Origin of the sequence: Mycobacterium sp. (assembly GCF_019247615.1) — a bacterium.
GTDB lineage: Bacteria > Actinomycetota > Actinomycetes > Mycobacteriales > Mycobacteriaceae > Mycobacterium.
Genome location: NZ_JAFBAT010000175.1, coordinates 1 through 13622, shown reverse-complemented (window position 1 = coordinate 13622; position 13622 = coordinate 1). Strand labels below are relative to the sequence as shown.

Annotated in this window: 14 protein-coding genes and 2 pseudogenes; 11 read left to right on the top strand and 5 right to left on the bottom strand. The window is 65.6% G+C overall.

Annotated elements, in window-relative coordinates:
* The 5 genes and pseudogenes from JO059_RS11930 to JO059_RS11910 all read left to right on the top strand — a co-directional run.
* A pseudogene (locus tag JO059_RS11930) lies at nucleotides 1-729 on the top strand (sulfotransferase); the annotation flags it as partial.
* A gap of 13 nt (nucleotides 730-742) precedes the next feature.
* The gene (locus JO059_RS11925; RefSeq protein WP_293318867.1) at nucleotides 743-1993 is read left to right on the top strand and encodes an MBL fold metallo-hydrolase; all 1251 of its coding nucleotides are present in this window, start codon (nucleotides 743-745) and stop codon (nucleotides 1991-1993) included.
* On the top strand, nucleotides 1990-2739 hold the full coding sequence (locus JO059_RS11920; RefSeq protein WP_293318869.1) for an SDR family oxidoreductase: 750 nt from the start codon (nucleotides 1990-1992) through the stop codon (nucleotides 2737-2739). Before JO059_RS11925 ends, JO059_RS11920 begins: the two co-directional genes overlap by 4 nt.
* Nucleotides 2740-2755: 16 nt before the next feature.
* Nucleotides 2756-3247, top strand: a complete 492-nt coding sequence (locus JO059_RS11915) for a VOC family protein (RefSeq protein ID WP_293318865.1) — start codon at nucleotides 2756-2758, stop codon at nucleotides 3245-3247.
* A gap of 1 nt (nucleotide 3248) precedes the next feature.
* Entirely contained in the window at nucleotides 3249-4196 is a 948-nt protein-coding gene (locus JO059_RS11910) for an LLM class flavin-dependent oxidoreductase (protein WP_293318863.1), read from the top strand.
* Between the two features lie 577 nt (nucleotides 4197-4773).
* On the opposite strand, the gene JO059_RS11905 is transcribed toward JO059_RS11910, so the two are convergent.
* Together JO059_RS11905 and JO059_RS11900 are read right to left on the bottom strand one after the other, a co-directional pair.
* Complete coding sequence (locus tag JO059_RS11905) at nucleotides 4774-5391, bottom strand: TetR/AcrR family transcriptional regulator (protein WP_293318861.1); 618 nt, start codon at nucleotides 5389-5391, stop codon at nucleotides 4774-4776.
* Nucleotides 5392-5396: 5 nt separating this feature from the next.
* On the bottom strand, nucleotides 5397-6470 hold the full coding sequence (locus JO059_RS11900; protein WP_293318859.1) for a dihydrodipicolinate reductase: 1074 nt from the start codon (nucleotides 6468-6470) through the stop codon (nucleotides 5397-5399).
* A 102-nt stretch (nucleotides 6471-6572) separates the two neighbouring features.
* Between JO059_RS11900 and JO059_RS11895 the strand changes: the two genes are divergently transcribed.
* Together JO059_RS11895 and JO059_RS11890 are read left to right on the top strand one after the other, a co-directional pair.
* On the top strand, nucleotides 6573-7436 hold the full coding sequence (locus JO059_RS11895; protein ID WP_293318857.1) for an SDR family oxidoreductase: 864 nt from the start codon (nucleotides 6573-6575) through the stop codon (nucleotides 7434-7436).
* Between the two features lie 107 nt (nucleotides 7437-7543).
* Nucleotides 7544-7972, top strand: coding sequence for a hypothetical protein (locus JO059_RS11890; protein ID WP_293318855.1), 429 nt, complete (start codon nucleotides 7544-7546; stop codon nucleotides 7970-7972).
* Here the strand turns inward: JO059_RS11890 and JO059_RS11885 are convergent.
* A pseudogene (locus JO059_RS11885) lies at nucleotides 7970-8195 on the bottom strand (AraC family transcriptional regulator); the annotation flags it as partial. The gene JO059_RS11890 and the pseudogene JO059_RS11885 sit on opposite strands and share 3 nt — an antisense overlap.
* An 84-nt stretch (nucleotides 8196-8279) precedes the next feature.
* Between JO059_RS11885 and JO059_RS11880 the strand changes: the two are divergent.
* From JO059_RS11880 to JO059_RS11865, 4 genes are read left to right on the top strand one after another with little or no spacing between them, the layout of a single operon-like run.
* Nucleotides 8280-9635, top strand: coding sequence for a wax ester/triacylglycerol synthase family O-acyltransferase (locus JO059_RS11880; RefSeq protein WP_293318853.1), 1356 nt, complete (start codon nucleotides 8280-8282; stop codon nucleotides 9633-9635).
* 6 nt (nucleotides 9636-9641) lie between these two features.
* Nucleotides 9642-10127, top strand: a complete 486-nt coding sequence (locus tag JO059_RS11875) for an NUDIX domain-containing protein (RefSeq protein WP_293318851.1) — start codon at nucleotides 9642-9644, stop codon at nucleotides 10125-10127.
* Entirely contained in the window at nucleotides 10128-11033 is a 906-nt protein-coding gene (locus JO059_RS11870; RefSeq protein WP_293318849.1) for a haloalkane dehalogenase, read from the top strand.
* Nucleotides 11030-12256, top strand: coding sequence for a cytochrome P450 (locus tag JO059_RS11865; RefSeq protein WP_293318847.1), 1227 nt, complete (start codon nucleotides 11030-11032; stop codon nucleotides 12254-12256). The genes JO059_RS11870 and JO059_RS11865 overlap by 4 nt, the downstream gene beginning before the upstream one ends.
* Here the strand turns inward: JO059_RS11865 and JO059_RS11860 are convergent, their stop codons facing one another.
* Together JO059_RS11860 and JO059_RS11855 are read right to left on the bottom strand one after the other, a co-directional pair.
* Nucleotides 12257-12634, bottom strand: a complete 378-nt coding sequence (locus tag JO059_RS11860; RefSeq protein ID WP_293318846.1) for a hypothetical protein — start codon at nucleotides 12632-12634, stop codon at nucleotides 12257-12259.
* Between the two features lie 185 nt (nucleotides 12635-12819).
* A partial coding sequence (locus JO059_RS11855) for an ERCC4 domain-containing protein (RefSeq protein ID WP_293318844.1) occupies nucleotides 12820-13622 on the bottom strand: 803 nt, incomplete at its 5' end.

Sequence of the window (13622 nt, the reverse complement as noted above, 5' to 3'; positions counted from 1 at the left end):
CGCCCTCATGGCCAGCGCCCCGTTGGTGGCCGCCATGCACGACCGGTTCCCCGAGGCGATCGAGGAGGAGGTCGAGCTGCTCGACCTCGACCTGGCCGCCTACGTCCTGGAATGGCATGCGCGCGTGCCCGATTGGCGGGACTACTACCTAGCCTCGACCAAACCCGGCACTACGGATACATGAAGAAAGTGTTGCAGGCGCTGACCTTCCTGCGTGGCCCGCGGACCTGGGTGCTGAAGAGCCCGCAGCACTGCGAGCAGCTGGGCCCGCTGATGGCAACCTTCCCCGACGCGACGGTGGCCTTCACCCACCGCGACCCCGTCGCCGTGGTCCAGTCGGCGATCACGATGATGGCCTACTCGGATCGACTGCGCCGCACCAGCATCGACCCCGGCTGGCTGCTGGATTACTGGAGCGACCGCGTGCACCGCCTGCTCGGCGCCTGTGTACGCGACCGCGACCAGGTGCCGCCCGAACGCAGCCTCGACATCGGCTTTCACCACCTCGATGGCAACGAAATGCCGCTGCTGGAAAGGCTTTACGAATGCGCCGACGTCGAATTGACCCCGAAGGCGCGCGCACGCTTTCAGCACTACTTGGACAGCAACCCGCGCGGCAAGCACGGCCGTATCCGCTACGACCTGCGGCGGCACTTCGACATCGCGCCCGACGAACTTCGGCAGCGGTTCGACTTCTACTTCGACCGGTTCGATGTCCGCCCGGAATGAGGAGACAGCATCGATGGGCACACAAGACCTAGAGCCGATCTATCGCAGCCGCCCCGGCGCCGACGCGATGCGTCCGGCGTCCGCGGAGCGGGCCGATCAGATCGCCCCCGGCCTGTGGTGCTCGCCGGGCCTGTCGAACGCCTACCTGCTCACCACCGGCGACGGACGGGTGATCGTCAATACCGGGATGGGCTTCGAGGGCCCGGTGCACCGCGCCAACTTCGACGCCGTCGACTCCTCGCCGGTGCGCTACATCATCTTCACGCAGGGCCACGTCGACCACGTCGGCGGACTGGACAGCGTCCGTGACCGCGATACCACTGTTGTCGCACAGGCGAACTGGACCGCGTGGCGGGACGACAACGAGCGCCTCATCCCGTACCGCGCCAGCCGCAGCGCCTTCGCCTTCAAAGAAACGCTAGCGACGGGAATCCAAGCCATTCAGCGGCGCCTGGGGACCAGGCACCTGCCCGCCCAGAGCGTCCCCATGGTCGACCTGGAATTTGATGAGAGCATGACCCTGGAGGTCGGCGGTCGACGCCTGGAGCTGATCTCCGTGCCCGGCGGCGAAACGACGGACTCATTGGTGGTGTGGTTACCCGATGAGCGGATCTGTTTGTGCGGGAACACGTTCGGGCCGTTATTCGGACACATTCCCAACCTGGTGACGATTCGCGGCGACCGGTATCGGGACGCCCTGATGGCCATCGCCTCTGTGGAGCGGGTGCGTGAGCTGGGTGCCGACCTCCTGGTGACCGGTCACTTCGCGCCGATCGCCGGGCAGCAGCGCATCAATTCGGAGTTGACCCGGCTGCGCGAGGCGATCCAGTACATCCACGACCAGACCGTCGCCGGGATGAACGCCGGCAAGGATGTCCGGACCCTGATGCGGGACATCCGCTTGCCTCCCGAATGCGAAGTGGGCCAAGGCTATGGAAAGGTCGATTGGGACGTGCGGGCGGTGTGGGAGAACTACTCCGGCTGGTTCCATCACCGGTCGACCACCGAGCTCTATCCGATCGGATTCGACGCCGTCGCCGCCGATGTGGTCGAGCTGGCCGGCGCCGACGCGCTCGCGGAAAGGGCGCGGGCACATCTCGAGGCGAACCGACCCCTGCACGCCATCCACCTCGCCGAGCTGTTACCGGCAGAACACGCCGGGGCGCGTGAAGTGCTGAAGCGGTCCCATGAAACGCTGCTGGCCGACAGCAGAAACTTCTGGGAAAGCGCATGGCTGCGACGACAGATTGCGGGCAATTCATGACGGCGCGCGTCAGCTTCGACTTCACGGGCACAGCGGTGCTCATCACCGGCGGCACCAGCGGAATCGGGCATGCCACCGCAACCTTGTTCCGGGATGCCGGCGCCGAGGTGACAGTCACCGGAACACAACCGACGGCGACGGACTACGACACCGACCTGGCGGGCATGGCCTACCGCCAGTTAGAAATCGCCGATCATGAATCGGTGGATGCGCTGGCCCGGGACTTCATCCGACTGGATGTGCTGTTCAACAACGCGGGCGCAAATTTCCCCGGCGGCCTCGATGAGTCCAAGCCGCAAGGTTTCGCTGCGTCGGTCGCGGTCAATCTCACCGGTCCATACCGCTTGACCGTCGGACTGCACCACGCGCTCAAGGCATCGACCGCAGTGGGCGGCGCGAGCGTGGTCAATGTGGCCTCGATGTCGGCTCTGCGCGCGGTCCCGCTGGTGCCGGGTTATGGGGCGGCAAAAGCCGGGATCATCGGAATCACAAGGAATCTCGCTGTCAAGTGGGCGACCGAGAGAATACGGGTTAACGCGGTGGCGCCCGGCCTCATCGACACCCCGATGACCGCACCAATGCGCGCCGCGCCGGAATTGGTGGATTCCGAGCTGGCTCATATTCCCTTGCGCCGCTTTGGGTCTGTCGGCGAAATCGCGCCGACGGTGGCATTCTTGTGCACCGAGCACAGCAGTTACACCAGCGGCGCGCTCTTCGTCGTCGACGGCGCTTCGGACTGTGTTTGAGCTGAGGACATCTACCATGGCTTCTCGTGTTTCGCCGGGCTTGCAGCCCGAGGACTTCTATCACACCGGTATCGTCGTGCCGGATCTCGATGCCGCGATGGCCCGCCTGAGTGCGCTCGCCGGCTACCGGTGGACCACCCCCCTGAGCTACACGCTTCCCTTTCGGACCGCCGACGGAACCCGCGAACTGACTTCGACGTTCGTCTACTCCGTGCAGGCGCCGCACGTCGAACTGATCAAGGAGGTCCGCGGCAGTCCGTGGACCGCGGCACAGGGGACCTCCGTCCATCACCTCGGCTATTTCACGGACAACCTGGCAGAATCCGCTAAAGCGCTGGAGGACAACGGTTTCGCCTTCGAAATGACTGCGGCCGTGTCCGAGTCGGACCTTTCGCTGTTCGCCTATTACATCGATAGCTGCGGCACCCGCATCGAGATAGTAGACCGTGCGCTGTTTCCCGACTTTCCCGCGTTCCTGAGGTCGGCGTCGATCCCCCCGGAGGGTTGACATGTTGCTGACGGTGCTGCGGTTCAATTTCGCTTCGCCACAAGGAGATCCGCGCAAACAAAGCGAGCTGCTCACTGCCGCGCTGGAGCTGGCGCAGTGGAGCGAGTCGCACGGCATCACCTCCGTCAGCGTCGACGAACACCATGCGACCGGGCACGCATGGAGTTGCAATCCGATCATGACCGCGGCGATGTTCCTGGCGCGAACGTCGAATCTGATCGCCAGCGTCGACTGCGCGCTCGGCCCACTGTGGAACCCGGTGCGGTTGGCCGAAGACATCGCACTGGTCGACAGCATGAGCCGAGGCCGGCTGCACACCACCCTGGGGCTGGGCTACCGAACCGTCGAATACGACTCGCTGGGAGTCGATTTCACCCGCCGGGGTGAACTGATGGACGGCCTGATCGAGCGAATGCTCTCGGTCTGGTCGAACGACGGCACCTGGACCCGACCGCATCCACCGCTGTATGTCGGCGGAGGCGTGCGCGCGACCGCACGCCGCGCGGCGCGTTTCGGATTGCCGCTCAGCCTGGCCGACCACCTACCCGACCTCGCCGGCTACTATCGGCGCCTGTGTTCCGATGCCGGGAGCACACCGATCGTCCTCATGCCCGGACCGATCAACCGGGGCATGATCTATCTTCACGAGGACCCGGAGCGGGCGTGGGCGGAACTCGGGGAACACATCCTCTGGGAGGCGGTCACATACGGCCAATGGTCTACCGAGCAGCGTTCCTTCATGCACCTTCCTGGAGTGCGGACGCTCGACGAGGTCCGTGCGTCGGGACGTTACCGATTCCTGACTCCCGATCAGCTCGTCGCCGAAGTGCGCGACTCGAAGGACTACGGCCCGCTCGTCATGCATCCCTTGGTCGGCGGCATGCCCGTCGACGAGGCGTGGAACTCGGTCCGGCTGCTCACCGACACGGTGCTGCCCAGGCTCGGCTGACCGGCGCGACCCCGAGTCGAATACTCGCCACCCGATTGGATTGCGCCCAACCGGGTAGTCCGCAAGCGTCCGAATTCGCGTATGGGGGAGATTAATCGATGAGATCTTGGACCAAGAGGACCATCGCGGCGCTCGGTGGTGCGGCATTCCTCGGTTTGGGGCTTGGCTGTACGGCCGAGGCAACGACATTGGCAGCCAACGCGCCGGCGGCGCCGCCGGAGCCCACGTCATCCAGCCCGGCGCCGCCACCGCCGCCGGCGCCAGTTCAGCAGGGGCAATGCGACTATTACTACGTTTGCCGCGGCAATGGACTCTCCGGCGGTGGGGGAGGCGGTGGGGGATGATTAGCGACTGAGCGCGAACCCACTGAGCGCGAACCCGCTGCGGCACATGTTGTTTGGTGTATGTTCATGCAGAGTTCAACGTCGAAGCCCTTGCACCGATCCAGGTGTCCGTGAAAGCGCTGCTCCCAAAACACCTTAACGCCGCAGCGGCGCTGCTCTGTGAGGTTAGGGGTTGCCGCCGGTGGGCGTTCCGGCGACGACGAGGCAACCGGGGGTGCTGCGCCAGGTACACCTCACCCATCCCTGCGGCGCCCAGCAGGCGCAGGATGGCTCCAGTAGGTACTCTTCACCGCCTCGAGGGCCTCGGTGACGTAGCGATCCAGCGGTCTTGAACTCGCGCATTGGCGCACCCACTGCTGGAAGGCGAAATCGGCTGCCGCAAAGGCGAGTTGAACCAAGAGACCGGCGCGGATGTCGGTGTCCGGATTGATGCCCATGCGCTCGGCTACCAGCTTGATCGCACGGTCCCGGTCCGATGGCGTATGCACGCTTGCCTTGCTCAGTAGATCGGGGGCGACCTGCAAGGCTGCCCGCCACTCCTCGCAGTCGGCCGGCTCGAACGACCGGGTGCGCGCCAAGATGGCGTTGAGCAGCGCGACGTCCGGAGGCTCGGCCGTGGGGCGCTTTTCCAGCAGGCTGACTATGGCCGCACCGCCGTGGCGGACGGGCGCCAGCAACAGCTCCTCCTTCGCCGGCACATGCCGGAAGAACGTCCGCGGCGAGACGCCGGCGGACGCGGCGATCTCCTCCGTCGTCACCGCGTCGTACCCGCGTTCGATGAACAGCCGGAAAGCGGCCCGCCGGATGTCCGCCCGGACCTGTGCGCGCTGTCGGTCGCGCAGTCGCTCCATGCCGCTCAGGGTGCTCGCGTCGCGAGGTGTGGCGCCGGGCGTCCGGCGAACAACGGCAGGTCCAGATAGGTCTTTATGCCCGGTTCGGCGGCACACACGTCGGGGATGGCGTTGACGCAGTGGTTGGCAGTGGCGACGACACCGGGGTTCCGTTGCAGCCCTTCGGCGATCGTGGATGGCTGCAGTCCTTTGAACGTCAGACTCACCGTCGGGTCGCCGGTGATCTCGACTTCGAAGCGTTCGCCGCGCCCACCGAAGTTCCAGTCCGGGTCCAGGTCGGCTTCGCCCATCAGCCAGTTGACCGCTGCCGTGATCACCGGCTCGCCGTCAGCGAGCGCTTGCCACCGGAACCGGCGCGCGGCAACGGTTCCCGCGGTGATGGGGAACGGGTCGTAGTCGATGTCGGCGGTCGCCACGGCGATCTCCTGGATAGTGCGGATGTTGGGATCGATCCGAAATCCCATGTGGTCGGCGATCATCCGTATCGACATCTTGAAACCCGACTCGAGCAGGTCGGCCATCGGCCCTTGCATGGCGTCCTCGGGCGGTCCACCAAAACCCATGATGTGCCGCACAACGTCCGGGGCATTGTAGGTGCGGATGTCGGAGAACTCCTCGGCGCGGACATGGGTGATCGCCGATGACAGCCCGGACAGCATGAGCGGGAACCGCTCCGTGATGCCGCCGGGATGGATGCCGGAACCGTGCAGGGTCACGCCGCCCTCGAGTGCGGCGTCGGCAATTGCTTTGACGCGGGGGTTGCTCGGGTCGGGGTACACCCAGCCGACCGGCGTGACAACGTTCTTGCCGGATCGCAGGATCGCCATGACCTCGTCGTCATTGGGAACCAGCGGGCTGTACATGACACAGTCGGCGTCGACGGCCAGCACCTCGTCGATGCTGGAGGTGGCGGTGACGCCCAACGGGCCGATCGCCAGAATTTGGCCGACGTCGAGCCCGTTCTTGTCCGCGCTGTGTACCCAGCATCCGGCCAGCTCGAGTTCCGGGTGATTCAGCACGCATTCGATGGCCGCCTTGCCGACGCCGCCGGTAGCCCACTGGATGACGCGAATGCTCATCGGCAACCTCCTCATCGCGCCTTTGCACGCCAACGGGCGAACTGGCACAGTATGACCCGCTGGCAGTCACTGTCAATGTCGGTGCGAGGAGGAAGGCTGATCATGGGCGTCCTCGACGGCAAGATCGCGATCGTCACCGGTACCAGCCGCGGAGTTGGCGTCGGCATCGCCCACGAACTGCTGCGCGCCGGGGCCACGGTGGTCGGGTGCTCGCGTTCGCGCCTGGCCACCATTCCGGGGATCGGCGCCGAACCGGACTGGGCACCCCGTGCCTTCCAAAGAGTCTGCGAGCAAGGCGATTATCGCTCGATCGACTCATTCGTCGCCGACGTCGTGGGCGCGCATGGCCGGGTCGACATCTTGGTCAACAACGCCGGCGGTACGGTGCCCGCACCGCACGCGGAAAGCATCCCCGAACTCGTCCAACGGATTCAGGGTGCGCCCCCAAGCGACGACGACTACGAGCGGACCGCACTGTTTCACGCGTATGCCGTGCAGATGAACCTCATCAGTCCGCTGTGGTTCGCCGTTCGCGCGTACCGGCAGATGTCGACCCAGGATGGCGTCGGTTGCATCATCAACATCTCCAGCGGTGCGGGCCATCCGGCTGGATCGCCGACGCTGGTGTCCTACGGTGCGGCCAAGAGCGGACTCAACCATCTCACTCGTTCGCTGGCCGAGGAGTGGGGCCCGAAAGTCAGGGTCAACTGCATCGCACTCGGGCCGACGATGACGGAGAACTTCCGATCGTTTGTGCTGCCAAAGGACGATCCGACGGGTGAAAAGTATTTCGCCGCCGTGCCGTTGCGGCGCGCGGGCGAGCCGGCGGAGGTGGGCCGCGTGTGCGTCTTCCTGGCGAGCGGAGACGCGGACTTCGTCAACGGAACCACCATCGAACACGACGGCGGCATGCTGCCGGGCGCCCTTTACGAAGCCGGACTCAAGACCATCACCGATTTGCTGTAATCGCGCCCTGGCTTGGAATCGGTCTGATACTTTCCGGTGAGTCAAGGGCTTTCGGGGGCTTTCGGGCGGCCACTTTGTTGACCGGCGTTTACTTTGGGAGGGCCACCGTGCATCGGACGCTCGTCGCCGCAATTGGCGTGGTGATAGGGGTCATCGTCGGGTGTTGTCCAGGCATGCCTCGCGCCGCCGCCGACAATTCGATGTGTGGCCAGGGCTGGTGTTCCTTTCTGGCGCCGTCACGCAATCTCGGCTGCGAGATGAACTATCAACGCGGCAGTGGCATCGCCGACGAGGTTTACTGTCAGACCGACTCGCCGCCGCAGTCCGTGCGGATGTCCACCGATGGGGCGTTCAAAAGCTGCACCGGAAGTTCTTGCCTCGGTAATGCAGGCGAAGGCACGCCCACCCTCGACTACGGCAAGACCGTCTGGCTCGGGCCGTTCAGCTGCACGTCGCAAACCAGCGGGGTCACCTGCAAGATCGTCTCGGGCCGCGGCTTCACCATCTCCAACGTGGGAATAACGCCCGTCGGCTAGCTCGCGGGCGAGGTGCGCGAGGCTGATGCCGGTGGTGCACAGGTAGCGATCGGTGGGGTCCCTGCGCACCCGGTCAACTGGGGCCGCAAACATGGTTCTCTTCGGCGACCCTGCTCTGCAACGTGTTTGGGTGCAAGTTGAACCGCTCGGCCACAACGTCACGTGTGGCCGCTCCGGCGTCGAGCAATTGGCGAACGATGGTGCGCGCCGATTCCACAATCCCGGCGTCGTGCGGCCCACCCGGGAGGCCCACTGCCAGTCGTCGTTAGGGGGTTTCGATCGCCGAATTCTGCGGTCTAATAGTCGGATGGAACTGATGATGCCCGCCGACGCGGTTTTTCTCATCGGGGAATCCCGTGAGCACCCGATGCATGTCGGAGGCTTGCAGTTGTATCAACCGCCCGAGGGGGCGGGGCCCGATTTCGTGCGCGAGATCTACGACCAACTGATCGCCCAGCAGGACTTCCAGCCGACGTTCCTCAAGCGACCGGCGACGCTGTGGGGCGGAATCGCAAACCTGGCCTGGACATACGACAAAGACCTCGACATCGATTACCACGTCCGGCGCTCGGCGCTGCCCTCGCCGGGGCGGGTCCGCGAGCTGCTTGAGCTGACTTCGCGGTGGCACAGTAGCCTGCTCGATCGCCACCGGCCGCTGTGGGAGGTGCACGTCATCGAGGGCCTCCAGGACGGCCGGTTCGCGATGTACACCAAGACCCACCACGCGCTGATCGACGGCGTCTCGGCGCTGAGACTCATGCAGCGGTCGCTGTCGTACGATCCGGGCGATCCGCAGGTTCGGGCGATGTGGAGCCTGCCTAAGCGCAAACGCCAGCCCAATCCGACCTCCCGCGTGGGTGCGCTGCTGAAGACGGCGAGGTCGGTTGCCGCACTTGGTCCGTCGACGGTCTCCCTCGCGCGGGCGGCACTGCTCGAGCAGCAGGTGACACTGCCGTTCGGGGCTCCGCGGACTATGTTGAACGTGAACATCGGCGGCGCGCGCAGGTGCGCGGCGCAATCATGGTCGGTTGACCGCATCAAGAGCGTCAAACGGGCAGCGGGCGCGACGCTCAACGATGTTGTTCTGGCGATGTGCTCGGGTGCCCTGCGCTACTACCTGCTCGAGCAGAGCGCGTTGCCGGACAAGCCGTTGCTCGCGATGGTGCCGATGAGTCTGCGTAGGGAGGACGAGGCGGACGCCGGGGGGAACCTCGTGGGAGCCATCCTGTGCAACCTGGCCACCGACACGGACGATCCCGCGGAGCGATTACAGGTAGTCAGCGACTCGATGCGGAGAAACAAGAAGGTGTTCTCCCAGCTGCCTCGACCGCAGGCGATGGCGCTCTCGGTGATGAACATGGGTTCGATTGCGCTGGCGGCGGTTCCGGGATGGGTGTCGTCCACGTCGCCACCCTTCAACATCGTCATATCGAACGTGCCGGGACCGCACGAGCCGATGTACTGCGGCGGCGCCCGGCTCGACGGCAACTACCCCCTGTCCATCGCGCTCGATGGACAGGCGCTGAACATCACGCTGGTCGGCAACGCCGACAAACTCGACTTCGGTCTGGTCGGATGCCGTCGCAGCGTTCCGCACCTGCAGCGCCTGCTCACGCATCTGGAGTCGTCGCTCAAGGATCTGGAACGCGCCGTCGGAGTCTGACCGGGCATGCCCAAGCTCAGCGCCGGTGTGCTGCTGTACCGGATTCGCGACGGCGTGATCGAAGTGCTGATCGCGCATCCGGGCGGTCCGTTCTGGGCCCGCAAGGATGACGGGGCCTGGTCGATTCCCAAAGGCGAACACACCGAGGTGGAAGACCCGTGGGCGGCCGCGCGGCGCGAGTTTTTCGAGGAGCTCGCGCTGCCGGTGCCCGACGGACCGCGCATCGACCTAGGTTCGCTGAAACAGCCCGGCGGCAAGGTGGTCTCCGCTTTTGCCGTCGAGGGCGACCTCGACGTCACCGACGCGCGCAGCAACACCTTCCAGATCGAGTGGCCGAAGGGCTCGGGCAAGATCCGGGAGTTCCCCGAAGTCGACCGCGTCGGTTGGTTCGCGGTGACTCAGGCGCACGCGAAGTTGCTGCAGGGACAGCGGCCGTTTCTGGATCGACTGCTAGCCCATCCGGCATTGGTGGGCTCACAGGAAGGGAACTGAATGCAAACGCTGCGCACCCCCGACGACCGATTCGCCGACCTACCCGAGTTCCCTTATGTCCCAAGCTATGCCGAGATAGCCGACGGCGGCGGCGGTCAGCTGAGGGTCGCCTGGGTGGCCGACGGGCCGGAACGCGCCGCTCCGATACTCATGTTGCACGGCGAGCCGTCGTGGTCATACTTGTACCGCAAGGTGATTCCGATACTGGTCGCAGCCGGGCATCGAGTCGTGTGCCCCGACTTGGTCGGGTTCGGTCGTTCGGACAAACCGGCCCGGCGCGAAGATCACAGCTATGCGCGCCATGTCGAATGGATGCGTACCGTGGCGTTCGATGTCCTCGACCTTCGCGATGTCACCCTCGTCGGCCAGGACTGGGGCGGGCTCATCGGTTTGCGACTGGCGGCCGAGCATCCCGAGCGCTTCGCCGGGCTGGTCGTCGCGAACACCGGACTGCCCAACGGCGAGCAGCCGATGGCCGAGATCTGGTGGCGCTTCCGTGAGGCCATCACGACCGCACCGCAGCTCAACATCGGCTGGTTTGTGCAGAGCGGTTGTCGCCGGCAGCTTAGCGACGAGGTGCGCGCGGCGTATGACGCGCCCTTCCCCTCCGACGACTACTGCGCCGGGCCACGGGCCATGCCGGGACTGGTGCCCACCTCACCGGACGATCCAGCGGCCGCGGCCAACAAGGCGGCGTGGGCGAAGCTGTCCGTGAGCCCGACACCCATGCTGGTCGCCTTCAGCGACAGCGACCCGATCACCGGGCCGATGGCCGCCATCTTCCAGCGCGAGATGCGCGGGGCGCAGGGCATCGATCACCCGACGATCCGGGGCGCCGGACACTTCTTGCAAGAGGACGCCGGCGAAGAACTGGCCAACCACATCGTGGAGTTTCTGCGCCGATGACGACCGCCCAAGCCGAATCGCAATCCTTGCTGCTGCAGCTGCTGGACTCGGCCAACCGGGCCGACCCGTACCGGATCTGCGCAAAGATCCGCGAGCGCGGCCCGTTCCAGCTGCCCCAGGCCAACGTGGCCGTCCTGTCGACCTACCGCGACTGCGACGAGGTTCTGCGGCACCCGTCGTCGAGCAGCGACCGGTTTAAGTCGACGATGACGCAGCGCCTGTTGGAGAGCGGGTCGGCGCCCCGACCACTGGGTCCGCCGGGTTTTCTCTTTCTCGATCCGCCGGATCACACCCGGCTGCGCAGGTTGGTCAGCAAGGCGTTCGCCCCGAAGGTGGTGAACTCGCTGCAACCCGAAATCCGCGCGCTGGTAGCGGGATTCCTCGATCGGATCGCCGACAAGGGCGTCTTTGAGGTCGTCGAGGATTTCGCCTACCCGCTGCCCGTGGCGGTGATCTGCCGGCTGCTCGGCGTGCCTCTCGATGACGAGCCACGGTTCAGCCGCGCCTCGGCGTTGCTGGCACAGTCGCTGGACCCGTTCGCTCAGTTCACCGGGCAACTGCCGGGTGGTATCGAAGAGCGGCAGCAGACCGCTTATTGGTTGCGCGAATACTTCCGCGGCCTGATCGAACAGCGCCGATCACGTCCCGGCGACGACTTGCTGTCGGGCCTGATCGCGGTGGAGGAGTCCGGTGACCAGCTGACGCAAGACGAGATCGTTTCCACGTGTGTCTTGCTGCTGATCGCGGGACATGAGACAACGGTGAACCTCATCGGGAATGCCGTTTTGGCCATGTTGCGTGACCGGGTTCATTGGGCGGCGTTGGCCGCCGACGCCGCTCGCGCGCCGGCGATCGTGGAAGAAACCCTGCGTTACGATCCGCCCGTGCAATTCGTCGGCCGAATTGCCGCCGATGACATGACGATCGCGGGCCTGGACGTGCCGACGGGTGACGTGATGATGCTTCTGCTGGGCGCCGCTCAGCGTGATCCGTCCGAATTCGACCGACCCGACACGTTCGATCCGGATCGGGTAGGATTGCGGCACTTAGGGTTTGGCCGGGGGGCGCATTACTGCCTCGGTGCGCCGCTGGCGCGGCTGGAGGCCGCCGTGGCATTGGCGGCGGTAACGGCGCGCTTCCCCGACGCGCGACTGGACGGTGAGCCGCGCTACAAGCCCAACGTCACGCTGCGGGGTTTGTCGGAACTGAGAGTGGCGATCTAGTCAGCCCCGCGGCCCCCGCTCCCACGGAGCGGTTTCGCCCATCTTCTTGTAATACTTCGCCAGATGGCTTCTGACGCGGGCAATGTCGGCCTCGGGCAGATCGATGCCGCCGCGCGCGCCGTCCATGATCGCGCCGGCGATCATCACTCCCCGCGGCACCGCCTTGAGCTCCCCGCCGATCACGTCGGCGATCAACAGCTTGTAGGCGGTGAAGTTGTCCTTCTTGGCTTCGTCGTACCAGATGTGTGCATCGCGGTACTTCTGATTGGGTTTGTCCTGTGCGCCGGCCCATTTCCGGACGCGCTTTTCGGCGGCGTCGCCATCCCACTTGCGGTCGCGGTTGGCCAAGGGCAGATCATTGAACGCTGTTACTGACATGTTCGCCGCGTGCCCGCTTCCGGCGCCCGACAAACGTAGCGCTTGGCATTCGGCAGGCAGCCAGCGTTTCGTCTGTGCCGAGCGGCCAGTGCGGCTGAGTGACCGGACAAGTGACTTTCCGCCCGGCGGATTTCCAGTGCCACCCGTGCTCCCGGGCATCGCGATGCCGTCGATACCGCCGGAGGTTAAGCAGGGTCAGGGTTCGTGCCCGCCGGTGCCATGACGCGTGCTGCGTCGTTGGCGTTGTGCCACGCTCGCCAGACTTCGGGACGCAGCCGACCTCGGTCGGGCACTGGCAGCCCGGCGGCACGGGCCCAGGCGCGGACCTCGGCGGTGCTCGGTTCGGGAGCGTCGGGTTCTTCGGCGGGCTGGGCGTCTTCGTTCTCAGTCGGTGAGATGCGTTGCAGTGCAGCAGGTTCCATGAGCGCCCAATTGTGCGCGGCGGCCAAAAAACGATATGTCCACTCCTCTGCGAGTTTGCGATTCTCGCAGAACACAATCGCCACGTTGGGCCAGCGGATCTGCAATTCGGCCAGCCCGTCGGCCACCACGGCGGGGCGCAGCCGTTCGAGGGCGAATACCTGCGAGTAGCGGTCCTCGACGACCACGGCCGCGCGTTGCAGCGCACTGAGATCGGCGACTTGATAGCGCAGGTTGCCGCCGGTGAGACTGGCAACCAGATCCGCCAACGATTTGCGCTCCACCGAGGCGATCAGCTCTGAATCGACGACGAGCCCGTAGTCGCCGCATGGCAACGCCTGCCTGATCATGCGGACCTGCTGGGTGGGGAATCGATAGGGGTAGCGCTCATGGGAATCGACGACGATCTGCAGCTCCTCAATGCCCTGGGCGCGTGCCGTCGGCGTGCGGACGTGGGGACGGGCCTGCTTGCGCGTGCGCGGCGACTGCCAAAACACCGCGTCGCGTCCCCGGGCCTGCGTGAACACCAGCTGCGAACGATTCTCTCGAGACCGGTCCGCGATCAAGT

Coding starts and splice junctions, on each gene's coding strand:
- JO059_RS11900 (WP_293318859.1), bottom strand. CDS start 6,470: ATGAGCATTCGCGTCATCCAGTGGGCTACCGGCGGCGTCGGCAAGGCG.
- JO059_RS11910 (WP_293318863.1), top strand. CDS start 3,249: ATGTTGCTGACGGTGCTGCGGTTCAATTTCGCTTCGCCACAAGGAGAT.
- JO059_RS11925 (WP_293318867.1), top strand. CDS start 743: ATGGGCACACAAGACCTAGAGCCGATCTATCGCAGCCGCCCCGGCGCC.
- JO059_RS11870 (WP_293318849.1), top strand. CDS start 10,128: ATGCAAACGCTGCGCACCCCCGACGACCGATTCGCCGACCTACCCGAG.
- JO059_RS11880 (WP_293318853.1), top strand. CDS start 8,280: ATGGAACTGATGATGCCCGCCGACGCGGTTTTTCTCATCGGGGAATCC.
- JO059_RS11875 (WP_293318851.1), top strand. CDS start 9,642: ATGCCCAAGCTCAGCGCCGGTGTGCTGCTGTACCGGATTCGCGACGGC.
- JO059_RS11865 (WP_293318847.1), top strand. CDS start 11,030: ATGACGACCGCCCAAGCCGAATCGCAATCCTTGCTGCTGCAGCTGCTG.
- JO059_RS11860 (WP_293318846.1), bottom strand. CDS start 12,634: ATGTCAGTAACAGCGTTCAATGATCTGCCCTTGGCCAACCGCGACCGC.
- JO059_RS11915 (WP_293318865.1), top strand. CDS start 2,756: ATGGCTTCTCGTGTTTCGCCGGGCTTGCAGCCCGAGGACTTCTATCAC.
- JO059_RS11905 (WP_293318861.1), bottom strand. CDS start 5,391: ATGGAGCGACTGCGCGACCGACAGCGCGCACAGGTCCGGGCGGACATC.
- JO059_RS11895 (WP_293318857.1), top strand. CDS start 6,573: ATGGGCGTCCTCGACGGCAAGATCGCGATCGTCACCGGTACCAGCCGC.
- JO059_RS11920 (WP_293318869.1), top strand. CDS start 1,990: ATGACGGCGCGCGTCAGCTTCGACTTCACGGGCACAGCGGTGCTCATC.